Source organism: Limosilactobacillus avistercoris, assembly GCF_014836425.1.
Classification (GTDB): Bacteria; Bacillota; Bacilli; order Lactobacillales; family Lactobacillaceae; genus Limosilactobacillus; species Limosilactobacillus agrestimuris.
The window spans coordinates 1-24,859 of sequence record NZ_JACSQW010000020.1; the positions used below are offsets into that span (position 1 = coordinate 1).

Here is a 24,859-nt window from a genome sequence, read left to right on the forward strand (position 1 = left end):
AAGAAGCCGGACGATGAACCAAGATTTGATTCATCGTCCGGCTTTCATTTTGGACTGAGAGTTTTTTCCCAGCCTCTTTTTGTTTAGAAAGAAGCCGGATATTTTAAATAAAACAAATGATAACATTAAACAATCACCGAACTTTTTACAAAAAGCCGTTTATTTATCGGCTAATATTCGATAATGTTCTTGAATTACGAAAAATAGTCACTAAATTTAGGGATATTTTAAATATTTTGTTGATTTTTCGAATGATAGCTAGTAAAGTATACCTAATCTAAATTCGAAAAAGGAGTGTCTAGTCACATGTCAAATTGGGATACTAAGTTTGTCAAGAAGGGTTTAACGTTCGATGATGTCCTTCTGATTCCTGCAGAAAGTCACGTTTTACCAAATGAGGTTGACCTTAGTACAAAGTTAGCAGATAACATTAAGTTAAATATTCCGATTATTAGTGCCGGAATGGATACTGTTACTGAAGGAGCAATGGCAATTGCGATGGCATTACAGGGTGGACTTGGGGTTGTTCATAAGAACATGTCCATCCAAGCCCAAGCAGGGGAAGTTGCCAACGTTAAGAGCGTTGTTGTTCCTGCAAGTGCAACTAAGGCTGCAGTCGATGACCAACACCGTTTACTTTGTGCCGCTGCTGTAGGTGTGACTAGTGATACATTTGAACGGGCCCAAGCATTATTGGACGCTGGTGCAGATGCAATCGTAATTGACACTGCCCACGGTCATTCTGCTGGTGTTTTACGGAAGATTAAGGAAATCCGCGATCACTTCCCAGATGTAACTTTAATTGCCGGAAATGTTGCTACAGCATCAGCTACAAAAGCTCTTTATGATGCTGGGGTTGATGTTGTTAAGGTAGGTATTGGACCTGGTTCCATTTGTACTACTCGGGTTGTTGCTGGTGTCGGTGTTCCCCAAATTACTGCCATTTATGATGCCGCTCAAGTAGCCCGTGAATATGGTAAGCCAATCATTGCTGATGGGGGAATTAAGTACTCTGGTGATGTTGTTAAGGCTCTTGCAGCTGGTGGAAATGCCGTTATGCTTGGTGGAATGTTATCTGGTACTACTGAAGCACCTGGTGATGTTTACGAAGATAATGGAAAGAAGTACAAGGCTTACCGTGGAATGGGTTCTGTTGGGGCAATGGCTCAAGCTCATGGTTCTTCAGACCGGTACTTCCAAGGTGGCGTTAACGAAGCTAACAAGTTGGTTCCAGAAGGAATTGAAGCTCGTGTCCCATACAAGGGTGACGTTGCAGATGTCCTCTTCCAAATTGATGGTGGTCTTCGTTCAGGAATGGGCTATGTTGGTGCTCCCGATATCCCAACTATGATTGAAAATGCCCAATTTGTTCAAATTACCAACGCTGGTCTTCGTGAATCTCACCCACATGATGTTCAAATTACCAAGGCAGCTCCAAATTATAAGTAAAAAATAAACAAAAGAAGGTTCTAGAGTTCAGTTTTCTGAGTTTTGGGACCTTTTTGTGTGGAAAAATTATTAGTAAAAAGTGTTTTCAGTTGGTGATCGTGTTAGAATCGATTTATAATTTTGAAAACAATTAAGTTGGGGAGAAAAGTATGGATAGTCAATCAGATAATGAATTTCCGTTAACTCGTGCTGAGTATCAACGGCAAATCCATAATGGCAATAACCGGGGTAATGGTAATGGACCGCGGCGTCACTGGGGTAAAAAAGCTTTTTGGATCATTATCCTTGTACTGTTAGTTATTGCCATCATTTTTGGTGGCCTTGCCTGGTTTAATGCAAAACAGACGAGTGACCAGATGTTTACTTCATCAGGAGCAAATAAGAAGCGGAATGCCCAAAAAGTTCTTGCTCAAAAACGGCCGGTTTCGATCCTCTTATTAGGGACTGATACTGGTGATCTTGGGCGAACTTATAAGGGCCGGACGGATACGATCATGGTAATGACGATCAATCCACAGACCAAGAAAACAACTTTAATGAGTATTCCGCGAGATATGAAGGTAAACTTGCCGGATTACGCTGATGAATCACCAGCAAAGATTAATGCGGCGTATGCATATGGTGGTACTAAGGAAACGATCAACACTGTCCAGAAGTATTTCAATATCCCGATTGATTTCTATGCCTTAGTAAATATGGCGGGGATGAAACAAGCAATTAACCAAGTGGGGGGAGTAACAGTTACTTCACCGCTGACCTTTACTTATGAAGGGTATTCATTTACCAAGGGCGTTCCTGAACACATGAACGGGACAAAGGCCTTGAAATTCTGCCGAATGCGGTACGATGATCCACAAGGGGATTATGGACGTCAACAACGGCAGAAGATGGTAATTATGGCGCTATTAAAGAAGTCCGCATCTTATAAGACGGTTCTTAACCAAAAATTCTTGAAGACAATTTCGAAGAATGCCAAAACCGATCTAACTTTTAACGATATGATAACCCTTGCAAAGTCTTACCGAAAAGCAACGAAAAATATTCAGCAGGGGCACGCTCAAGGGACTGATGATGATTCTGATGGTCAATCCTTCCAAGATGTTTCCTATAATGAACGTCAACGGGTTTCAAATACATTGCGAAAGAATCTTGGCCTCGATCCTGTTAGTCTTGATTCCGGAGAATAGATTTTAATAATTAAAGATGAAGAGGCTGGAAAAAACGGTTTGTTTTTTTCAGCCTTTATTTATTATTAATAGCTTTCGACTTATGGGGCCTAATTTACTAGCTTATTTTGTTCATTATAAATTTCTTTAAACTATTCTGGGAAATAGCACCGTTGAAATCGGGAAACGCTTATAATAGTAAGTTAGTAAGAAAAAATTCAAGGGGTGGACAAAATGAAGATATTGGTAGTCGATGACGATAAAGAAATCGTTCAATTGTTAGAAATTTATATTCGCAACGAAGGCTACGAGCCAATTACCGCATATGACGGTAAAGAAGCCTTGACAAAGTTAAATACTAACCCTGATATTGGGTTAATAATTCTTGATTTAATGATGCCCGAAATGGATGGAATGCAAGTAATCAAGCAGGTACGGAAGGATTCGGATATTCCAATCCTGGTTCTTTCTGCGAAGACTGCAGATATGGATAAGATCCAAGGGCTAATTAGTGGGGCCGATGATTACGTTACGAAGCCATTTAACCCACTTGAAGTGATGGCACGGGTGAAGTCACTTTTGCGGCGGAGTCAGGGTGAAGTAACGAATGATACTCCAGATATTTTAAATGTTGGCCCGCTGACAATTAATAAGGACTCCCACGAAGTAAAGACGATTAAGGGTGATACTATCCAATTGACCGCCCTAGAATTTGGGATCCTTTATCTCCTGGCTAGTCACCCTAACCGTGTATTTTCTGCAGATGACATTTTTGAACGGGTATGGCAACAGGAAAGTGTCGTTTCCGCAAAGACGGTAATGGTTCACGTTAGTCACCTCCGGGATAAGATTGAAGAAGCAACTAATGGCGAGAAGGTTATTCAAACCGTTTGGGGTGTTGGTTACAAGGTTGAAAACCACTAGAACTTGTGAGGTCACGGAGGAGACACATTGAAGTTAACGGGACGGGAGAAAAGTTCATTAATTCTGGAAGGGGTTATTACGGTAATCCTGCTGATTTTATTGAATATGGCGATTATCATAATTGCTCAAGATATTATCCAGAGTAATCCAGGAATTAATAACGGAATCTTTATGATTAAGCAATCAATGCGAATCGGCCCGATGCAGACTCAAATCTGGAGCTATCAGAGGATTTTGATTGCAATTTTAATCGTAATTGATATCTGGGTAGTTTGGTGGCGGTTGCGCCGGCGGTATCATTTATACCAGATGAACCATATTATTCGGGAATTACATTATATTGCTCAAGGACACCTCGATCACCGAATTCCTTTTCGGTTAAAGGGAAGCGAACAACACGTGATCACTAGTGTTAATGCCTTAGTTGATAGCGCTGTTCAGTCGATGGACGACGAACGGAAGATTGAAAAGTCTAAGGACGAGCTCATTACAAATGTTAGTCATGATCTGCGAACGCCATTAACGAGTATTATTGGGTATTTGGGCTTGATTGAGGACAAGCAATACCGAAGTGAAGAGGATATTCTTAAGTACACCCATATTGCTTACGAGAAAGCCAAGCAAATGAAGAACCTGGTCGAGGATCTCTTTGAATACACCAAGGTTCAACAGCATGGGAGCCCGGTTAATATTATGAAGATCGATCTTAACCAGCTCCTAGAACAACTAACAGCGAGTTTTGAGCTAGAAGCCCAACATAAGGGAATTGAAATCACATCATCTGTCGAACCTAGTCCACTGATGATCGAAGCCGATCCCGAGAAACTTGGTCGGGTATTTAGTAACCTGGTCGCAAATGCCTTGAAATATGGTAATGGTGCTAGCTACATTAGGATCACTGCTCGTCAAGAAAGGGATCGGGTTGTGGTGAAAGTTAGTAACGATGGGACACCGATTCCGGCTAAGTCAATTGATCACTTGTTTGAGCGATTCTATCGTGCTGAGGGTTCACGCTCTCGGGCAACGGGTGGTACAGGATTAGGCTTGGCAATCGTGAAAAGTATTGTTGATCTTCACCATGGGGATGTTCGAGCAACGTCAAATGCTGATGAAACAAGCTTTATCGTTAGTTTGCCCCTAAAGCAGGAACAAACTGAAAAAAAGAATTAATAGCAAAAACATCAGGACTTATGAATTAAATCCTGATGTTTTTATATTCAGTTGATTTTGAATGTGTTAAACTGAAGAATGGTTATATTGGCTCACTATGGAGTTAATTAGCACATTTTATTGGAGGAAATTCTGTGGCTAAAGCGCAACAAATTAATCCCGAAAAAGCACGTTGGCTAGAAGTTTTAGGCATTGCAATGCCACTTTGTTTGAGTTATATCCCGATTGGATTGGCTTGTGGTATTTTATTGCATGCTGCGGGTTTTAACTTTATTATGACGTTAATCGTCTCGATCGTTGTTTTTTCTGGTGGTGCCCAGTTCATTCTGGCGTCCCTGTTAACGATTCACGCGCCGCTAACTTCGATCTTCGTAACCCTGTTCTTTCTAGAATTGCGGTATGCTTTACTCGGCTCAAGTCTTTCGAAATATATCAAATCCGAATCGCAGCATTTCATTTGGTTGTTTGCTGTGTCAATGAATGACGAGAATTATGCCGTTAACTATTTAAAATTTGCAACTGATAAAAAATGGAAACCTAAGGATGCATTGCTAGTTGAGCATTACTCATTGATTTCTTGGTCGGTTTCTAACATGGTTGGGGGACTAATTGGAAGTACAATTTCAATTAATCTTGAAGTCGTTGATTTTGCTTTGACTGCGCTCTTTATTTACATGATTGTTATGCAGATGCGTAGTCACCTTACACTTATTATTTGCTTACTTTCAGCGGTTCTGGCCGTCTTCTTCATGGTAATCACGCACAGCATCATTGGTGTTGTGATTGCTACGTTAATCGCTTCGTTTGTTGGGTTCTTAATTGAAAATACGGTACGGAAGTATTCAAAGAAGCCAAACGAGAATTGGTTTCTTTCAAAGCTTTTCCGTCCACGGGCAACCCGAATTACGGTTGAGGATCAGGAAGCAGAAGAACAACACCTTCTTGAAGAAAAAGCAGAAGAAGCAAAGAAACGGTCGACTGATTCACAGTCACCTGAATCAAGTCAGCATGATTAATGGGAGACTAGTAGTATGGAATTTATAGTATCTCAAATCGGTAGTAACCAAATTCTTTACCACATCGTTGTGATTATTTTCGCGGCATTTGCGGCATTTATTCCACGGTACTTTCCAATTCACTTCTTCTCCTCGCGGAAGATTCCCGAATGGTTTAATGAGTGGATGAAATATGTACCAATTAGCCTATTTACAGCTTTAGTAATAAAAAACATCTTTATCACCACTAAGGGTTATCATTTTGTTCCCTATGATCACCCAGACCAAATTATCGCTGCAGTGATTGTAATGGTAATTGCTTACTTTACCCGTTCAATGTCAATTTCAGTTATTGGAGGTCTGATTGGTGTTTGGCTCTTAAATATGGTGCTCTAAAATAGTAAAGAGGACTGACGATATTATCGTCAGTCCTCTTTACTATTTTTACATTGCTAACAGTTTGTGTTGGTTACTCCATTTCATCGGATCTTCCCGCCATTCTTGAAGTGACTTCAAGTGGTCATCGCTAATAAGGCCGTTTACCTTTGCAAGGTTTACCAAGGTACTGTAGTTTGTTACCGAGTAGTATTGGAGACCATTAGCCATGAAGTTTTGTTCAGCGGCTTGGAGCTGGTAAGTAAAGATGGAAACTACCCCAATGACCTCTGCACCTTCGTTTTCGATCGCGTGAACAGCATTCAAAACGCTACCGCCAGTTGAAATTAGGTCATCAATAACGACAACTTTTTCTCCTGGTTGAAGAATTCCTTCTACTTGTTTCCCTTCGCCATGATCCTTTGGCTTAGTCCGAACATAAACCATTGGAAGCCCCATTTGTTGGGCAACACCAGTGGCATGAGGGATCCCAGCCGTTGCTGTTCCGGCGATTACATCCACGTCACCAAAATGCAGCTTGATTTGTTCTTCCATCCCGTTAACGATTGCCTGGCGAACATCGGGGAAGGAGATTGTAAGACGGTTATCGGTATAAATTGGTGACTTCATTCCACTAGCCCAGGTAAATGGCTTTTCTGGGCTAAGGGTAACTGCATTAATGTCTAATAAGGCTTGAGCAACACGTTGTGAATATGTCATTAGTATTTCCTCCTAGGTGAATCAAAAAATATTCAAAAATACCTAGTTGAAATAATTGACGCCGGGTCCCCTGCTGCCCATTACATAAAAAGAAAACCTTTCTAGTAATGGACTAGAAAGGTGGATCGATACTTATTGCGTTCAATTAAATCCTTCCTAGCCTCTCTGGACTAAGTTAAAGGTATTTCGTTGCTCATAATAATAGACGGCTGACTAGGGAATGTCAAGACTAAAATTAATTTTTAACTTCTCCTTGGTGGTGATGTTTGAGAGAAATTGATTTTTTCTTGATTTGTTTAACACCGAGAATGTCCAAGAGAAAGGTGAAAATTGGGACCCCAACAATTAATCCCCACGTGCCAAAGAAATGTTCCGCAACTAGTAACACGATAAAGGTATAGAAGATTGGTAACTCGGTCTTACTGGACATAAACTTGGGGTTTAAGACATATGCTTCTAAAGCGTGAATTACACAAATCATAATGATGATGTAGATAACATCCCGAATTCCGCCAACGGAATAAGCAACCATTGAAAGGGGAATTAGTGAAATAATTACCCCGGCGACTGGTATTAAACTAAAGATGAATACCATTAAAGCGAGGGCGAAGATTTGGGGCATGTGCATGAATAAAAGACAGATCGTTGTAATTACTGTGTTACAGAGGGCAATGAAGAGTTGAGCCTCCAAGACCCCCCCAAAAGTATTCACAAATTTCTTGCCGAAGTAATCAATGTCGCTGAAAAACCAGCCGAAGTCGCTATCAAGAAATGTTCGGGTAAATTCATTCATCTGGTTTAGTTCAAGACTATAGAAGAAACTAAGGATAAATGACATTAAGAAGGTAACCGTCATTGAGCCGATACTAGTTAGAGTACTTACGGCGATGGTTACTCCATGCTTTGCTTGCGACATGATTGTGCTCCAACTGACATAGTGGTTAACGTAGTGCATGATTTCAGTTCCTTGACGTGAACTATAAAATTTAACCACGGAATTAACCATTTTAATAACCTGGTTAACTAAAACCGGGAGGTAGCGGGTGATGCCAATATAAATTGCCGCAATTAAAACAATATACGTAACGATTACGGTAAGGGTTGTCGATAACTTAGGAATGTGGCGTTGGACCCACCGAACCCAGCTAACGACAATGAATGTTAGGACAAACGTAAAAAGAATTAAGTTCATCAGCGAACGAAGAAGCCATAGTACGAAAATAAGTAGTGCTAGAACCACGAAGCGACGTAACTTAACGTTGGCAATGAAACGGTGCCAAGCATCAGTCATTATATTTCCTCCTCTGCTTTATGCTGTAGTTACCCCCATCTTAGCAAATAATCAATGGTCGGAACATTATTATCACTGTATTTTGCCTGGGAGTGTTATAATGATCTCATACTTTTTGAAAGAGGGATTCGTAGAAATGTTAGAAAAGACGTTCTATAAGTCACTGTTAAGCCACGCATTCAACATTCCAGTTAAGGTTGTTTACTGGGACGGCAAGAGTGCAGTTTATGGTGAAGGTGAACCAGAAGTAACAATTACCTTCAAGGAAAAGATTCCTATTCGTGATGTTACAAAGAACGCCTCCATTGCCCTTGGGGAAGCATACATGGACGGCAAAATTGAAATTGACGGCAGTATTCAAAAGCTCATTACCGCTGCTTATGAAAGTGCCGGTAGCTTTATGCGCAATTCTAAGTTCCGGAAGTTTCTACCAAAGCAAGGGCACTCTGAAAAGGAAAGTGAAAGCGACGTTCAAAGCCACTATGATGTTGGTAACGACTTCTATAAGTTATGGCTTGATGATACTTTGACTTACTCCTGTGCATACTTCGATCATGGCAACCGTGACGATTTGACTAAGGCACAAATTGACAAAGTTCACCACATTTTAAAGAAGCTTGATCCAAAGCCAGGCAAGACCTTGCTTGATATTGGTTGTGGTTGGGGTACTCTAATGCTCACTGCTGCTAAGGAATATGGCCTACGCGTTACCGGGGTTACCTTAAGTGAAGAACAATTCAACCTTGTTCAAAAGCGGATTAAGGATGAAGGCCTTGAAGATGTTGCTGAAGTATTATTAGTTGATTACCGTGAACTTGGTGACCGGAAGTGGGACTACATTACTTCTGTAGGGATGTTCGAACACGTTGGTAAGGAAAACCTTGGCTTATACTTCAAGGATATTTACAAGTACCTTACTAGTGATGGTGTAGCCTTAGTCCACGGGATCACCCGTCAACAAGGCGGTGCATACAATGGTTGGATCAACAAGTACATCTTCCCAGGTGGCTATGTTCCTGGTCTTAGTGAAATGGTTGATCACATTGTTGAAAACAACATGCAAATCGCTGATGTTGAAATGCTTCGTCGTCATTACCAACGGACTTTGGAAATTTGGGACATGAATTTCAATGCCCACCGTTCCCAAATTGAAGACATGATGGGCGATCGGTTCACCCGGATGTGGGATCTCTATCTCCAAGCCTGTGCTGCTTCTTTCGAATCCGGTAATATTGATGTTATTCAATACCTTATTACTAAAGGTGCTTCCGGTAAGAATCTTCCAATGACGAGGGATTATATATACTAGAGTGTGAGCCAGCAAAGGACTTACGGAAAGTTAGCAATTTCTCCCGACGAAGGCGACTAGCGCCTAGGAGGGAGGTTGCTAACTCTAGTAAGTCCCTGGCGAACACGTTTTGACCGTGTTGCCTAGAACGCTCAAGGGAAATTAGGCTGAGCGCGTCTTAGCTATGTTGTCTATAACCCCAGGCGGAAGTTGCGGTCACGGCGAGCAGATCTTGGCTACGCTGCAGTAGAAGTTAGCTCAAGCTAGCGCATACCAACTAAAATAATCTGGCAAAGAACGTTAATATTCTTTACCAGATTATTTTTTACCCCCTATATACACGAACTATTAATCTTTAAAATAATATTTAGTTCGTAAAATAGTTGTATTTAACACAACTATTTGGTATCCTTAAAGCAGTTTTTAAGGAGGTCCAATTATGAGTGCGATCAGTGTTGTAATGGGTAGTAAATCAGACTGGCCAACTGTTAAGGAAGGCTGCAAGATCCTTGATCAGTTTGGCGTAGACTATGAAAAGAATGTTATTTCCGCTCACCGGATGCCAAACGAAATGTTCGCGTTTGCTCAAAATGCTGTGGAAAAGGGAACGAAAGTAATCATTGCCTGTGCGGGTGGTGCCGCCCATTTGCCAGGAATGATTGCAGCAAATACTCCGTTACCGGTAATCGGGATTCCAGGTCAAACAAAAGCGCTTGGCGGAATGGATTCACTTTTATCCATCGTTCAAATGCCAGCGGGAATTCCAGTTGCTACTCAAGCAATTGGGGTAGCAGGAGCGAAGAATGCGGCCTTATTAGCACTCCAAATCCTTGGAATTAATGATCCAGCAATTCAACAACAGATTCTTGATTACCGGAAGCAAATGCATGATCAATCAGTAGAAAGCGGTGCTCACCTTGACTAGGATGATTCAACAGGGACAAACGATTGGTATTATTGGTGGCGGTCAGTTGGGTCAAATGATGGCCTTGGATGCTAAGTATACGGGGATGAAGGTGATTGTACTTGATCCCACCCCCGCTTGTCCGGCTGGTCAGGTTGCTGATGAACAGATAGTTGCGGAATATGCAGATGTAAAGGCAATTGAAGAACTAGCTCGCCGGTCAGATGTTTTAACCTACGAATTTGAAAATGTCGACCTGAATGCCTTACGGGACGTTGCTGATCGGGTTTACATTCCCCAAGGAACCAATTTGCTATACACCACTAAAAACCGGATCCGTGAGAAGAGCTTTTTACGCGATGCGGGATTAAAGACTGCTCCGTTTATGGCAGTGAAGAATCGTGATGATCTTGAACAAGCTATTAAGAAAATTGGTTACCCAGCGGTTTTGAAGACTTGTGAAGGCGGCTATGATGGTCATGGTCAAGAAGTTTTGCTAAGTGATGATGATCTCGAAAAATGTGCAGGAATCCTTTCAACGAAAGATGCAATTCTTGAAGGGTGGGTACCATTTAAGCTGGAATGCTCAGTAATGGTTGGTCGAAACGAAAATGGAGAAGTAACTGTTTTCCCCGTTTCTGAAAATATCCACCATGATGAGATTTTGCATTTGAGTATCGTTCCCGCGCGAATTAGTGCTGAGCTGCAAGAAAAAGCACAAAAGATGGCGGTTCAGATTGCTCATGCGATTGATTTACGTGGAATCTTAGGCGTCGAAATGTTTGTCGGTAATGATGGTGAGATTTACATTAATGAACTAGCCCCACGACCACATAATTCAGGCCACTACTCGATTGAAGCTTGCAACTTTTCCCAGTTTGCAATTCATAATCGGGCAATCTGCAATTGGCCATTGCCAAAGATTGAATTACTTCATCATGTCGTGATGGTCAATGTCCTTGGCCAACACGTTGCGGGAGTTCGCGATGAGATTGCTAAGAAGCCGAACTGGCATTTTCATGATTACGGAAAGGCTGAAATTCGTCATAACCGAAAGATGGGCCATGTTACAATTTTGACTGATGATTTTGCTAAGACATTGAAAGAGATTGACGATACACATATTTGGGATAAATAATTCCCAGAACATGGTATATTGTTACTGAGAGAAATAATTAGAGAGGATTTTTAACTAATGATTGATCGTTATACTAGTCCAGAAATGGCGAAAATTTGGAGCTTGGAAACCCAATACCAATGTTGGTTAGAAGTTGAAATTGCCGCAGATGAAGCTTGGAGTAAGCTTGGTCACATCCCAGCTGAAGATGTGGAAAAAATTCGCAAAAACGCAAAATTTTCCGTTGACGGAATCGCTGAAATTGAAGCGGTTACCCACCATGATGTGATTGCTTTTACCCGTGACGTTTCAAAGTCGCTTGGACCTGAGCGGAAGTGGGTTCACTACGGGATGACCAGTACTGACGTTGTTGATACTGCTCAGGGTCTTCGCCTGAAGAAAGCTAACGATATCATTCGGAAGGATATTGACGACTTTATGGCAGTCCTAAAGAAGATGGCTGAGAAGTATAAGTACGCTGTCTGCATGGGACGGACCCATGGTGTTCATGCGGAACCAACGACTTTTGGCTTAAAAGCTGCCCGTTGGTATTCTGAAATGAAACGGAACAAGGAACGGTTTGAACATGCGGCTCGTGGTGTTGAAGCAGGGAAGATTTCTGGTGCTGTAGGAACATTTGCTGAAATTGATCCTTTCGTGGAAAAGTATGTTTGTGAACGACTCGGATTGCGGGCTCAAGAAATTTCAACCCAGATTCTTCCTCGTGATCTTCATGCAGAATACATTTTCGCAATTGCGTTAATGGGGACTAGCTTGGAAAATATGGCAACTGAAATTCGGTCACTGCAACGGACTGAAATTCATGAAGTTGAAGAACACTTTGCTAAGGGACAAAAAGGGTCATCCGCAATGCCTCATAAGCGGAATCCAATTGGTTCAGAAAACATCTGTGGCTGTGCTCGTGTCCTTCGCGGAAACGTTGTAACGGCGATGGAAGATGTCACTCTTTGGCATGAACGGGACATTTCTCACTCCAGTGCTGAGCGGATGATTTTACCAGATTCTACTTCCTTAATTGATTACATGCTTCGTCGCTTTGGTCGCATCTTAGATAATTTAGATGTCTTCCCAGAAACAATGAAGAAGAACATGGATAAGACCCTTGGCTTGATTTACAGTGGTCGGGTTCTTTTGAAGTTAGTTAACAGTGGGATGACCCGTGAAGCGGCATATGATTTGATTCAACCATATACTGCAAAGTGCTGGGCAGAACAAATTCCGTTCCGGCCATTGCTTGAGGCTGACCCAACAGTTCAAAAGCAACTTTCAAAAGAAGATCTTGACGATGCCTTTGACTATCACTGGCACCTCCGTCACGTTGACGATATCTTTAAGCGGGTTGGCTTGGATTAATTTGATTAATGAAAAACAGGTTTCGATATTGCTGAACATCGAAACCTGTTTAGTAGTTTAAAATATTAATTTAAGGCTAATCCCTGATCATGCAATGCTTGAAGCAGTTTGTCCCGACTAGATTCGTGCTGGTTTAATTTTGGCCCATTGATTTGATTGGTGAATGAATCAATGCGCTTATTAGCATCCCGGAGATCGTAGTAGGTGGTAACTGTTTGGTCGTAATTTTTAAGCTCACTGATGTTAAAATTACGCGGATAATTATTATCAAAGGTTATTTGATCAAGGGGTAACCGAGGCTTTAACTGTGGTTCTTGGTCGGGAATCCCAACTTGGAGGCCAAGAATAGGGAAGGTCATTTTAGGCAGGTCGAGTACCTGAATTAGCTTTTCGGGATCGTTCTTGATTGACCCGAGAACGACGCCGCCAAGTCCCATGCTTTCGATTGCTGTTAAAGCATTTTGCAAGGCTAAAATTGCGTCCTCCGCAGCTTGCATAAAAATATCCGTAGTGTGGAGACGACCGTCATCATTACCGAGTTGGTGCCGAATTTGTTGGTTCCGGTATAGAACGGCAATGAAAATAAAGAGATCGCCATTAGCGCCAACATACGATTGTTTTGAAATTTCACGGACCGCAGCCCGCTTTTTCGGATCGGTTAAGTGTAGGATGCTGAATTGCTGAAGAAACATGCTTGATGAAGTGTGACGGGCCGCTTCATACAAGGTTGTTAGCTGTTCGGCAGTTAATGATTGATCCTTAAACTGCCGAATTGAACGGTGATTAACCTGGTGGTCTGTCGTAAAGTTATGAATCATTTTAAAGCACCTCCTACCCTATTATAGTAAAATGACAGAATAGAAGACAAAGTAAAAGGAGTCAGTAAAATGGATGTGACTGTAAAACGCGACGGCCTCACTCTTCGGGGAGTTTTAGAGGGAACGAAACAATTACAAAATAAGCGAGTAGCGATTTTGATGCACGGCTTTCAAGGCGATCGGGGTTATAAAGCAGGCAATTTTTTGTACGACTTGTCTCATGAATTGAATCAAGCAGGAATTCCGACGCTGCGGTTTGATTTTGCTGGTTGTGGTCAAAGTGATGGTTCCTTTACCGATATGACCGTACTGAGCGAAATTAGCGATGGAATGAAAATAATTGATTTTGCGCGTTCAGAAATGAAAGCCCAACAAATATACCTGATTGGTCATTCTCAAGGCGGTGTAGTAGCTTCGATGTTGGCGGCTTATTATCGGGATGTTATTACGAAGGAAGTGCTTCTCGCTCCTGCCGCAACATTAAAGGATGATGCGTTACTTGGAACCTGTCAGGGAACTAAATACGATCCTAACCATATCCCGTTAACGGTTGATGTTCATGGTGAAGCAGTGAGCGGCGAGTACTTCCGAACAGCTCAGTTGCTACCAATCTATGAAACCGCCCAACACTTCATGGGACCAGCGCTATTGATTCACGGTCTTGCGGATACGGTAGTTTCACCCGAAGCTTCCAAAAAATATAATGTTATTCTGCCAAAGAGTGAGTTGCACCTTATTGAGGGAGAAGGACACAGATTTATGGGTAAAGATAAACCAGCGATCCTTAAACTTGTGACAAACTTTCTTCAGGAGTAAGGGCCATAAAACGATTCTTAGTTTACAGTTTAGCGGTGTTATAGACTGGTAAATAGCTAACTGCTGAACTCTTGGGGAAGCTTTTGAGTAGTGACTCTAATTCTTGATGAGAAATGACTGGTGTAAGGCCACTCCAGTAGTTATTGCCATTAAATTCTCCTTGCCAGTTAACCGTACTATTCGGCTTAGCAGAAGTCCCGTAAGTGGTAACCAGATATGATTGGGGAACGGTGGTCAAACTACAGGGTTCTAATTCGTTGTGATAATTATTAAATTCGCTCCCGCAATCATAGTCTAAAATGTCGTTTGCTGCAGCGGCAAGATCACTCAAAATACTATTAGCGGTAGGCTTGGCACCAGCACCAGGCCCAGTATAAACACTTGAACCAAGAGCATTGCTTTCGACCGCAACTGCATTTTGAACGCCATCAACTTGGGCGAGCGGATCGTTATGCGCAATCAATGCGGGGCCAACGAAAGTGTAAAGCTTGTTGGCTAGTCGTTTAGCGATTGCTAGTAGCTTAATTGTGTAACCAAAATGGTTTGCGCTAGCTAATTGGGCTGCAGTAATGTTCTCGATACCACGGATACCAAGTTTATTGGGATCCAGTGCTTTTCCAAATGCAAACTGGCTAAGAATACTAAGCTTGTTGGCAGTATCAATCCCTTTGACATCATTAGTCGGGTTTGCTTCCGCGTAGCCCTTTTTCTGGGCATTCATTAACGCTTTATCGTAACTAACATTATTGCTGGTCATTGCCGACAGAATATAATTAGCAGTTCCATTAATGATCCCGGTGATTTGGCTAATCTGGTCTGTTGCAAGACTGCTGCTTAGTACCCGGAGAATCGGGATCCCACCAGCAACGCTCGCTTCATAGAGGAAATCAACGTGACGGCTTTTAGCAAGCTGGGCAAGGCGCGGGCCATCGATTGCCAAGAGATCCTTGTTGGCAGTGATTACGGATTTGTGGTTGTAAATTGCCTGAGTAATTGCCTGACGAGCAAGGTTGATAGTCCCCATTGTTTCAACGATTACTTGAATTTCCGGATCGTTAAGGACTTCATCAAGTTGATCGGTAAGAATTGTATCATCAGGAAGGGTTACATTTCGTGGCTTATCTAGGTGGGCAACCGCTACTCGCTTAAGGACGAAGTGAACGTTGGTGGTTTGCTCGATTTTAGCAGCGTGTTCTTGTAATAGCTTCACAACTCCTCCGCCAACGGTTCCCAGACCGAGAAGACCAATCGTAATTGTCTGCATAACAGGGCCTCCTTTGCTTGGCTAAATCTTTGCTAGTGCTTGGTCAAGATCCGCAATTAGGTCATCCGCGTTCTCAATTCCCACAGAAACCCGAATGAGATCGGGAGTCACACCAGCGGCCTTTAATTCTTCGGGACTTAACTGGGCATGGGTTGTTGAAGCTGGATGAATAATCAGCGACTTGGCATCGGCAACGTTTGCTAATAATGAGAAGAGCTTGAGGTTGCTGATAAGCTCCTTGCCTGCTTCTTCGCCGCCCTTGAGACCAAGGGTGAAAATTGAACCGACACCGTGAGGGAAGTACTCATTTGCTAATGGCTTATATGGACTATCTGCTAATTCTGGGTAGTTGATCCAAGCGACTTTTGGATGATCGTTAAGGAACTTAACAATTTTTCTGGTGTTAGCAACGTGACGTTCAACCCGGAGTGAGAGTGATTCAAGTCCTTGAAGAAGAAGGAATGAGTTAAATGGACTAATGGTAGCACCAAGGTCACGAGCGGTTTCTGCCCGAACTTTAGTAGTAAACGCAGCGGGTGCTAGATCGGCAAACACAAGGCCATCATATTGACTATTAGGAGTGGTGAAGCCAGGATAGCGACCACTAGCCTTATAATCGAACTTCCCGTTTTCTACAATGACACCACCCATCGTTGTTCCGTGACCGCCAATGAATTTAGTTGCTGAGTGAACGATAACATCGGCACCGAGGTCGAGCGGTTTAACGAGGTAGGGGGTGCCAAAAGTGTTGTCAACAATAAAGAGGATCCCGTGCTTATGAGCGATTTTGGCAATCGCCTTAAAGTCAACTAGGTTAATTCCAGGATTCCCAATACTTTCGACATAAAGAGCTTTAGTATGCTCGTTGATCTGTTTTTCAAAGTTTGCGGGATTATCAGGGTCGACAAAATGAGTTTTGATTCCTAGTTTAGGAAGGGTAACGGCAAACAGGTCATAAGTTCCACCGTAAATTGTACTTGCGGAGACGATTTCATCACCTTCTTGAGCGATATTTAAGATTGCCGCGGTGATGGCAGCCGAACCAGTCGCAAGGGTAATTCCGGCAGTGCCGTGTTCCAGAGCTGCGACCCGCTTATCAACGACTTCGGTAGTTGGGTTGGTTAGGCGGGTATAGATATTGCCGGGTTCTTTTAAGGAGAAGCGGTCAGCGGCTTGTTTAGCGTCTTTGAAAACGTAAGAAGTTGTTTGGTAGATTGGTACCGCGCGAGCACCAGTTTCGTCTACGGCTTGACCAGCGTGAACTTGGAGGGTTTCAAAATGGTATTTTGGTGATTGTTCTTGATTACTCATACTAATGTACCTACTTTCTGTTGTGTGAATGTGTTTAACCAATTTTGATAGATTTGTGTACTTGATTTTCGCCATGAATATTTAATCTCACCGGTATTCCGGTTAGAAAAGTAATTACGCGGTTCCTGAATAGGCAGCCGCTTTTTTAGATCGCGGTAATATTCCTGCGCAAGCGTATCTGCTTCATATTCCGGGTGGCCTGTAATGTAAGTGCGGTGTTTGCCAGGGGAGTGATAGATTAAGGGACCAATTTCATTATTTTCAGCGACAATTTGCAAATCATCGGGAAGGTTCTCTGGATCAACACTAGGATTGGAGTGGCGTGATTGGGGAATGACTAATTGCTGGTTAGTAAAATGCTTTGCTAATTGGTTACACTTATTGATTCCTGTTGCTTGATAGATTCCAAAAATTTTTTGCGACAACTGGTGCTTATTAATTTGATAGTCGTTATAGAGACCGCCAAGAGCAGCCCAACACTCTAACAAACTTTGCTTGGTATGACGCTCTGCCCAGTCACAGATTGTGCGAAATTCTTCCCAATAATCAACCTGCTGAAAAGCAAGCTGTTCAACGGGAGCACCAGTAATGATTAAACCGTCGAACGAGTAATTCTCAATTTCTGCTAAGCTAACGTATGCTTTAGCGATTGTCGAGAAGGAAACATTTTTGAAATGGTGAGTTGCTGGATAAAGAAAAGTAAGTTCAACATCTTGAGTTAATTGATTGAAGCTTTCAAGAAATTGGCGTTCAGTTATCTCTTTGGTTGGCATTAGGTTAACCACCACGATTGATACTGGATTGTTAAGATAATGATTTTGCCACTGACCGCTACTGAGTAAAAAACCATTTTTTGCGTTTGCTGTCATTACTGATTCTCCTTTCCTGGATGATGTGATTAAGGAACATTAGATTTTAATAAAAAAAGCTTCCATCCCAGTCGTTCAAATAGAACTATGGGACGAAAGCTTTCGCGGTACCACCCTGAGTTTATTGTTACCTTACAATAACAACCTCGTTAAGTACTCATTATAAGATATGAATACTCCGCAATGTAACGGTTGCTATCCGTCTAGCCTAGCCGGGATGACCAGGTTAGATGACTCAGAGCTCATCTTCATACCGTTGTCGAATATCCTCTTTCACCAAATAAGAACTCTCTGCAGAAACGACGAGGTACTACTCTTCTCTTCAAAGTCTAATCATAATTTAATTGTTTATTAGTTTAATCTTAATTTCTGAAAAGTCAATAATTATCTTGAGAAATTAAAAATATTTATTTGGGGATAGTTAACGATGGGTTGAAAGACAAATTAGGTTAATTTTATAAGAATTACGGGTTCTAGGAGTGAAAATTAGTGTAAAACGCGAACTATTATAAAGAAAGTATAGATAAAGTTAGTGAATTGCATTGACAATTACTTATGACTGAGAGTATATTAATGACAGAATTTAACGAATGAAATCGTTATTAATTATTTTAATGTTCGTCTTTTATGTAAAGGAGTCTTAATTAACAATGGAAAAGTTACTTTATACCGGAAAAGCAAAACAGATGTGGCAAACAGACGATCCCGAAGTACTGCGGGTTGTATATATGGACCAAGCAACTGCGCTGAACGGGAAAAAGAAGGAGCACTTTGCTGGAAAGGGTGAAGCTGCTAATGCCATTTCAAGCTTGGTTTTTCAATATTTAATCAAGCACGGGATTGAGACTCACTTCATCAAAAAGTTGTCAGCTAATGAAGATCTAGTTAAGAAATGTACGATGTTTCCGCTAGAATTTGTTACCCGGAATGTGGTTGCGGGACACTTTGCTAGTCGGTATGGGTTGGACGAAGGAAAGAAGCTTCCAGAACCGGTTGAGGAAACTTTTTATAAGAGTGATGAATTAGACGATCCATTTATTAATGAGTCGGCAACGATTGCGTTAGGAATTGCTACCCATGCTGAACTTGAAAAAATGTGGGGCATTTGTCGAGAAGTTAATGGCCTGCTGACACCTCTTTTTGAAAAAGCAGGAATGCAATTAGTTGACTTTAAATTAGAGTTTGGTCGGTTAAGTAATGGTGAAATTATCCTGGCAGATGAATTTTCGCCTGATAATTGCCGGTTATGGGATATTAAGACCGACCAGCACATGGATAAGGATGTTTATCGGCGGAAGCTAGCTGACTTAACTCAAACCTATGACCAAGTATTAGCGCGGTTGGAAGACGTTATTGCGGAGGATAAGTAAATGACAAAAGTACGGATTTTCGTTACCTATAAGCAATCAGTTTTTGATCCTCAAGGGGAGACCATTAAAGATGCAATTCATACGCTGGGCCATGACGAAGTGAAAGATGTCCAGGTTGGTAAATTCTTCGATGTAACTGTTGAAGGAACTGGAAAGGTGGTTGAAAAAACAATTGAGGAAATTGCGGATCAACTCTTAGTTAACTTCAATATGGAAACTTATAAGTACCAAGTGATGGAGGAAGAATAAATGAAGATTGCGGTGATTGTTTTTCCTGGTTCTAACTGTGATATTGACCTCTATGAAGCTTTGCACTCCGTATGTCACGCTGATGTTGAATATGTTTCACATAAGGAAAAGAGCTTAGATGGCTTTGATGCAGTAATGCTCCCTGGTGGTTTCTCATACGGTGACTACTTACGAGCTGGTGCAATTGCCCGGTTCACCAACATCATGCCAGCAGTTACTAAGATGGCTAAGGAAGGGAAGCCAGTATTTGGAACTTGTAACGGATTCCAAATTTTAACAGAAGTGGGACTCCTTCCTGGAGCATTAAAGCGAAATAATAGTCAAAAATTTGTTTGCAAGACTGTGCCCCTAGAAGTCGTTAATAACCAGACAATGTTTACTAAACAATACAAGGAACACGAACGAATTGCTTTACCAATTGCCCATGCAGATGGTAGCTACTTCGCGGATGAAGAAACATTGGACCGTCTTGAAAAGAATCACCAAGTTGTTTTCCGTTACGCTGAAGAAAATCCTAACGGCAGTTTACGGAACATTGCTGGAATTACTAATGAACGTGGAAACGTCTTAGGAATGATGCCTCACCCAGAACGGGCGGTTGAAGCAATCCTTGGAAACACAGATGGCTTACGGTTATTCAAATCACTATTAACAACTGGGAATGCAAAGGTGGAGGAATAGATTATGAAGCAGGCAATGACACCTGAAGGAATTAAAGAACAAAAGCCATATTTGGACTGGAGCTTAAGCGAAGACGAATACAACTACATCAGTGAAAAGCTCCTTGGCCGGTTACCAAACTATACTGAGACCGGATTATTCTCCGCAATGTGGAGTGAACACTGTTCTTACAAGAAGTCCAAGCCTGTTTTACGGCTCTTCCCTAACAAGAATTCTCGGGTTCTTCAAGGCCCTGGTGAAGGTGCTGGGGTTGTTGATATTGATGATGGCCAAGCCGTTGTCTTCAAGGCAGAAAGTCATAACCACCCAACTACTGTTGAACCTTACCAAGGTGCAGCTACTGGTGTTGGTGGTATTCTTCGTGACATTTTTAGTATGGGTGCTCGTCCAGTTGCTTCTCTTGATTCCCTTCATTTTGGTGAATTAAGTGATCCAAAGATGCGGATGAAAGTTGATGGCACAGTTCGCGGAATTGGTGATTACGGTAACTGTATGGGAATTCCAACTATTGCCGGTGAAACAACATTTGATCCTTGTTACCAAGGCAACATCTTGTGTAACGCAATGAGTGTTGGCTTGATGGATCAAAAAGACATTCAAAAAGGTAAGGCTGCAGGGATTGGCAACGCTGTGATGTATGTCGGTGCCAAGACCGGTCGTGATGGGATCCATGGTGCAACCTTTGCTTCTGCTGATTTTAGTGATGAAAATGCTACCCAACGTTCAGCTGTTCAGGTTGGGGATCCATTTATGGAAAAACTCCTTCTTGAAGCTTGCTTGGAAGTGATTACTAAGCATCCTGATTGGTTAGTGGGAATTCAAGACATGGGAGCTGCCGGAATTGTTTCTTCTAGCGCCGAAATGGCCTCTGAAGGGAAGAGCGGAATGGAGCTCAACCTTGACCTTGTTCCACAACGGGAACCAAACATGTCAGCTTACGAAATTATGTTGAGTGAATCTCAAGAACGGATGCTTCTCTGTGTTAACAAGGGCCATGAAGAAGACGTTAAGAAAGTCTTTGATTTTTATGACCTTGAAGCTGTGACAATTGGCCGAATTACTGAAGGTCATGATTACGTTCTTTACCATGATGGTCAAGAAGTCTGCAACATTCCTGTTTCTAGCTTAACTGACGATGTTCTTGAAGAAGCAAGTGATGAAAAGAAGCCTGAACGAATCATTACTGCTGAAAAGCAACCCGCTTGGAAGCCGGAAATTGCTGACGCTGAACAAACATTACGGGTCTTGCTCCAACAATCCACGATTGCTGATAAGAGCGTCTTCTACCAACAATACGATTCACAAGTACGGACAAGTACAGTTGTCGGTCCTGGTAGTGACTCAGGTGTGCTTCGTGTTCGCGGTACTCAAAAGGGATTGTCAATGACAACTGATGGTAATGGTCGGTTCGTTTACCTTAGTCCTGAGATTGGTGGTCAAATTGCTTTAGTAGAAGCTGCAGCTAACATTGTTGCTAGTGGTGCCGAACCTTTAGCAATCACTGACTGCTTGAACTACGGTGATCCAAACGATCCAGAAATCTTCTGGGAACTTCACCAATCAGTTAAGGGAATGGCTGATGCTTGTCGAGTATTCGATACTCCAGTTATTTCCGGTAACGTTTCCCTATATAACGAAAATAACGGTAAGGCAATTCACCCTACTCCAATGGTTGGGATGGTTGGCTTGGTCAAGAATATCGACCGGGTTATCCCTTCATTTGCCCAACATGCTGGGGATAAAGTTTACCTCGTTGGTAAGACTGGTGATGATTTTGCCGGTTCTGAATTACAAAAGATGATGACTGGTGACATTAGCGGTGTCCTTAACCCATTAGATATGGAACACGTTCATGATTATATGCAACGGCTCCTTAGTGAAATGCAAGCAGGAAACGTAGCTAGTGCCCACGATCTCAGCGAAGGTGGTCTTGGTGTTGGCCTTGCAGAAAACCTCTTCAAGACTGACCTAGGAATGAACGTTGATCTCCATGACTTATCTGCTGCTCAACTCTTCAGTGAAACTCCGGGACGGTTTGTCGTAACCGTTCCTGCTGAAAAGGCAGCAGAATTCGAAAAGACAATGGGTGATGATGCCAAGCTAATCGGTGAAGTTACTAACTCTCACTGGCTTGAAGCTCACCTTGCTGATGCTGAAATTAATCAAAATGTTACTGAATTACAAAAACTTTGGGAGGAGGCAATCCCTTGCCAGCTGAAATCAAAGGACTAAATGAAGAATGTGGTGTCTTTGGCATTTTCGGTACGCCGGATGCTAGTCAACTAACCTACTACGGGTTGCATACACTCCAACACCGTGGTCAGGAAGGCGCGGGAATTGTTTCGTCTGATTCAAAGCAACTTTACCAACACCGTGATCGGGGATTGTTAGCAAAAGTCTTTGCTGATCCAAATGAACTGAAACGGTTAGTTGGAGATTCAGCAATTGGCCATGTCCGTTACGGAACTAGTGGTCATAACTCAATCGCTAACGTTCAACCATTTCTCTTCCATTTTCATGATGGTGACGTTGCATTAGCCCATAACGGTAACTTGACCAACGCGGTAACGTTGCGGCGTCAACTTGAAGATGAAGGAGCGGTCTTTCAATCTGATTCTGATACTGAAATCTTGATCCACCTTGTTCGGAAGTATATCAAGGAAGGATTCATCCCAGCATTGAAGAAGAGCTTAAACATCGTTCATGGTGGTTTTGCCTTCCTTCTTTTACAAAAGGATCGGTTGATTGCAGCCCTTGATCCAAATGGGATTCGTCCTTTATGTATTGGACAGTTAGAAAACGGTGCATATGTTGTTGCTAGCGAAACTTGTGCGTTAGATATTGTCAACGCTAAGTTTGTTCGCGACGTCCAACCTGGTGAATTGATTGTAATTGATCGTGATGGTCTCCACATCGATCACTACACAACTGATACTAAGTTGGCAATTTGCTCAATGGAATTTATCTACTTTGCCCGTCCAGACTCAATCATCCATGGGGTAACCGTTCATAACGCACGGAAACAAATGGGTCGTTTACTTGCCCAACAATACCCAATCGATGCTGATATGGTTATCGGGGTTCCTAATTCTTCATTATCAGCCGCTTCAGGGTATGCGGAAGAATCTGGCTTACCGTATGAAATGGGATTGATCAAAAGCCAATACGTTGCTCGGACATTTATTCAACCAACACAAGCCCTACGTGAACAAGGCGTCCACCTCAAACTATCTGCCGTTCGCGGGGTTGTTGCTGGTAAGCGGGTAATCGTGGTTGATGACTCATTAGTACGGGGAACCACCTCAAAACAAATTGTAAAAATGCTTCGTCATGCGGGCGCTAAGGAAGTCCACATGCTGATTGCGTCACCACCATTTAAGTTCCCTTGCTTCTACGGAATTGATATTTCAACTCGGTCAGAACTGATGGCCGCCCACTATACAGTTCCTGAGATGCGGGATCTGATTGGTGCTGATTCCCTTCATTTCTTGAGTGTTGATAACTTGATTAAAGCAATCAATATTCCAGATGCGGGGGATGCTCCATATGGCGGCTTAACGGTAGCGTACTTCAACGGTGACTACCCAACACCGCTTTACGATTATGAAGAAGGGTACCTTAAGTCACTGAATGAACAAGAGAAACGGGCACGAAAGGAACGGTTATCATGAATCGTTATCAAGAAGCGGGCGTTGACGTTAACGCCGGATATGAATTAGTCAACCGAATTAAGGCAGCGGTAAAGTCGACTGACCGTTCTGGTGTTGTCGGTGGAATCGGTAGCTTTGGGGGGATGTTTGATCTCGGCGAACTGCACTTGAAACACCCCGTTCTTGTTTCAGGGACTGATGGTGTTGGTACTAAACTACTGATTGCTCAAAAGATGGGTAAGCACGATACCATCGGGATTGATGTCGTTGCTATGTGTGTTAACGATGTTTTGGCCCAAGGCGCAGAACCACTATTTTTCCTTGATTACATCGCAACTGGTCATAACGAACCGCAAAAGATGGCAGAAATTGTTAGTGGAGTTGCGGCTGGTTGTCGTGATGCTGGAGCGGCATTAATCGGTGGTGAAACTGCTGAAATGCCCGATATGTATTCTCGTGATGAATACGACCTGGCTGGAACAGTTACCGGTGCTGCTGAAAAGGAAGATCTTTTGACGACAGCACAACCACAAGCAGGCGATGTCCTTTTAGGATTGCCATCTAGTGGTATTCATTCCAACGGCTTTTCATTGGTTCGCCAAATCTTATTCAAGGATCATGATGTTCAACTTGATGATCGTCCTGCTGAACTACAAGGCAAGACGGTTGGTGAAGCAATTCTTGAACCAACACGAATTTACGTCCGGCAAGTGTTGCCACTGGTTCGCCAAAAGTTAGTGAACGGTATTAGCCACATCACTGGTGGAGGATTAATCGAAAATGTCCCACGGATGATTAACGATAACCTCCAGGCGGTAATTGATCATTCAACTTGGCCAACGTTACCAGTCTTTGATTACTTACAACGATTGGGAAATCTGCCATTAGCTGACTGTTTCCAAACATTTAACATGGGAATCGGCTTGGTATTAGCAGTTGATCCAGCCAATGTTGAAGAAGTTCAAGCAAAGCTAGCAGCGGCTGGTGAAAAGAGTTACCGTATCGGTCAATTACAACACCGTCCTGAAAATGCGGAAAAGATTGAAATTAAGTGAGGC

23 protein-coding genes and 1 other annotated feature are annotated in these 24,859 nt (G+C 42.4%); of the genes, 17 read left to right on the forward strand and 6 right to left on the reverse strand.

What is annotated here, in order from left to right:
* Positions 1-306 precede the first annotated feature (306 nt).
* The 6 genes from guaB (at position 307) to H9564_RS07190 (ending at position 6,100) form a co-directional block, all read left to right on the forward strand.
* On the forward strand, positions 307-1,449 hold the full coding sequence (gene guaB / locus H9564_RS07165) for an IMP dehydrogenase (protein WP_191684828.1): 1,143 nt from the start codon (positions 307-309) through the stop codon (positions 1,447-1,449).
* A gap of 149 nt (positions 1,450-1,598) precedes the next feature.
* Positions 1,599-2,636, forward strand: coding sequence for an LCP family protein (locus tag H9564_RS07170; protein ID WP_191684829.1), 1,038 nt, complete (start codon positions 1,599-1,601; stop codon positions 2,634-2,636).
* Positions 2,637-2,849: 213 nt separating this feature from the next.
* On the forward strand, positions 2,850-3,539 hold the full coding sequence (locus H9564_RS07175) for a response regulator transcription factor (protein WP_191684830.1): 690 nt from the start codon (positions 2,850-2,852) through the stop codon (positions 3,537-3,539).
* Between the two features lie 27 nt (positions 3,540-3,566).
* Positions 3,567-4,709 (forward strand): sensor histidine kinase, encoded by a 1,143-nt coding sequence (locus tag H9564_RS07180; protein ID WP_191684831.1) that lies wholly within the window; start codon positions 3,567-3,569, stop codon positions 4,707-4,709.
* A 134-nt stretch (positions 4,710-4,843) separates the two neighbouring features.
* Positions 4,844-5,725, forward strand: coding sequence for an AzlC family ABC transporter permease (locus tag H9564_RS07185; RefSeq protein WP_191684832.1), 882 nt, complete (start codon positions 4,844-4,846; stop codon positions 5,723-5,725).
* A 15-nt stretch (positions 5,726-5,740) separates the two neighbouring features.
* Positions 5,741-6,100 (forward strand): AzlD domain-containing protein, encoded by a 360-nt coding sequence (locus H9564_RS07190; protein WP_191684833.1) that lies wholly within the window; start codon positions 5,741-5,743, stop codon positions 6,098-6,100.
* 48 nt (positions 6,101-6,148) lie between these two features.
* Here H9564_RS07190 and pyrE read toward each other — a convergent pair whose 3' ends face one another.
* On the reverse strand, positions 6,149-6,799 hold the full coding sequence (pyrE, locus tag H9564_RS07195) for an orotate phosphoribosyltransferase (RefSeq protein ID WP_191684834.1): 651 nt from the start codon (positions 6,797-6,799) through the stop codon (positions 6,149-6,151).
* 235 nt (positions 6,800-7,034) lie between these two features.
* Positions 7,035-8,090: an AI-2E family transporter gene (locus H9564_RS07200; protein ID WP_191684835.1), complete on the reverse strand. Its 1,056-nt coding sequence runs from the start codon at positions 8,088-8,090 to the stop codon at positions 7,035-7,037.
* A 136-nt stretch (positions 8,091-8,226) separates the two neighbouring features.
* Between H9564_RS07200 and H9564_RS07205 the strand changes: the two genes are divergently transcribed.
* The 4 genes from H9564_RS07205 (at position 8,227) to purB (ending at position 12,773) form a co-directional block, all read left to right on the forward strand.
* Positions 8,227-9,399 (forward strand): SAM-dependent methyltransferase, encoded by a 1,173-nt coding sequence (locus tag H9564_RS07205; RefSeq protein WP_191684853.1) that lies wholly within the window; start codon positions 8,227-8,229, stop codon positions 9,397-9,399.
* 418 nt (positions 9,400-9,817) lie between these two features.
* Positions 9,818-10,303, forward strand: coding sequence for a 5-(carboxyamino)imidazole ribonucleotide mutase (gene purE, locus H9564_RS07210; RefSeq protein ID WP_003716199.1), 486 nt, complete (start codon positions 9,818-9,820; stop codon positions 10,301-10,303).
* Position 10,304: 1 nt separating this feature from the next.
* Positions 10,305-11,420 carry a 5-(carboxyamino)imidazole ribonucleotide synthase gene (purK, locus tag H9564_RS07215; RefSeq protein WP_003716198.1) on the forward strand — a complete coding sequence of 372 codons (1,116 nt, stop codon included), beginning with the start codon at positions 10,305-10,307 and terminating at the stop codon, positions 11,418-11,420.
* A 57-nt stretch (positions 11,421-11,477) separates the two neighbouring features.
* Complete coding sequence (purB, locus tag H9564_RS07220; RefSeq protein ID WP_191684836.1) at positions 11,478-12,773, forward strand: adenylosuccinate lyase; 1,296 nt, start codon at positions 11,478-11,480, stop codon at positions 12,771-12,773.
* Between the two features lie 65 nt (positions 12,774-12,838).
* Here the strand turns inward: purB and H9564_RS07225 are convergent, their stop codons facing one another.
* Positions 12,839-13,591 (reverse strand): NADPH-dependent oxidoreductase, encoded by a 753-nt coding sequence (locus H9564_RS07225; RefSeq protein ID WP_191684837.1) that lies wholly within the window; start codon positions 13,589-13,591, stop codon positions 12,839-12,841.
* Positions 13,592-13,660: 69 nt separating this feature from the next.
* On the opposite strand from H9564_RS07225, the gene H9564_RS07230 reads away from it, so the two are divergent.
* A complete protein-coding gene (locus H9564_RS07230; protein ID WP_191684838.1) occupies positions 13,661-14,407 on the forward strand; it encodes an alpha/beta hydrolase family protein in 747 nt (248 codons plus the stop codon).
* A gap of 22 nt (positions 14,408-14,429) precedes the next feature.
* Here the strand turns inward: H9564_RS07230 and H9564_RS07235 are convergent, their stop codons facing one another.
* The 3 genes from H9564_RS07235 to H9564_RS07245 are packed head-to-tail and all read right to left on the reverse strand — an operon-like array spanning position 14,430 to position 17,851.
* The gene (locus H9564_RS07235; protein WP_003716194.1) at positions 14,430-15,671 is read right to left on the reverse strand and encodes a homoserine dehydrogenase; all 1,242 of its coding nucleotides are present in this window, start codon (positions 15,669-15,671) and stop codon (positions 14,430-14,432) included.
* A 21-nt stretch (positions 15,672-15,692) separates the two neighbouring features.
* Positions 15,693-16,982, reverse strand: a complete 1,290-nt coding sequence (locus H9564_RS07240) for an O-acetylhomoserine aminocarboxypropyltransferase/cysteine synthase family protein (protein ID WP_191684839.1) — start codon at positions 16,980-16,982, stop codon at positions 15,693-15,695.
* Positions 16,979-17,851 carry a homoserine O-acetyltransferase/O-succinyltransferase family protein gene (locus H9564_RS07245; protein WP_003716192.1) on the reverse strand — a complete coding sequence of 291 codons (873 nt, stop codon included), beginning with the start codon at positions 17,849-17,851 and terminating at the stop codon, positions 16,979-16,981. The genes H9564_RS07240 and H9564_RS07245 overlap by 4 nt, the downstream gene beginning before the upstream one ends.
* A gap of 85 nt (positions 17,852-17,936) precedes the next feature.
* Positions 17,937-18,186: a binding site (T-box leader), on the reverse strand.
* Between the two features lie 315 nt (positions 18,187-18,501).
* Between H9564_RS07245 and purC the strand changes: the two genes are divergently transcribed.
* From purC to purM, 6 genes are read left to right on the forward strand one after another with little or no spacing between them, the layout of a single operon-like run.
* Positions 18,502-19,221, forward strand: coding sequence for a phosphoribosylaminoimidazolesuccinocarboxamide synthase (gene purC, locus H9564_RS07250; protein WP_003716191.1), 720 nt, complete (start codon positions 18,502-18,504; stop codon positions 19,219-19,221).
* Positions 19,222-19,470, forward strand: coding sequence for a phosphoribosylformylglycinamidine synthase subunit PurS (gene purS / locus H9564_RS07255; protein WP_191684840.1), 249 nt, complete (start codon positions 19,222-19,224; stop codon positions 19,468-19,470).
* On the forward strand, positions 19,471-20,151 hold the full coding sequence (purQ, locus tag H9564_RS07260) for a phosphoribosylformylglycinamidine synthase subunit PurQ (protein ID WP_191684841.1): 681 nt from the start codon (positions 19,471-19,473) through the stop codon (positions 20,149-20,151).
* Between the two features lie 3 nt (positions 20,152-20,154).
* Positions 20,155-22,383, forward strand: coding sequence for a phosphoribosylformylglycinamidine synthase subunit PurL (purL, locus tag H9564_RS07265; RefSeq protein WP_191684842.1), 2,229 nt, complete (start codon positions 20,155-20,157; stop codon positions 22,381-22,383).
* Positions 22,359-23,822: an amidophosphoribosyltransferase gene (gene purF, locus H9564_RS07270; protein WP_191684843.1), complete on the forward strand. Its 1,464-nt coding sequence runs from the start codon at positions 22,359-22,361 to the stop codon at positions 23,820-23,822. Before purL ends, purF begins: the two co-directional genes overlap by 25 nt.
* Positions 23,819-24,856 carry a phosphoribosylformylglycinamidine cyclo-ligase gene (gene purM, locus H9564_RS07275; RefSeq protein ID WP_191684844.1) on the forward strand — a complete coding sequence of 346 codons (1,038 nt, stop codon included), beginning with the start codon at positions 23,819-23,821 and terminating at the stop codon, positions 24,854-24,856. Before purF ends, purM begins: the two co-directional genes overlap by 4 nt.
* Positions 24,857-24,859: the final 3 nt, after the last annotated feature.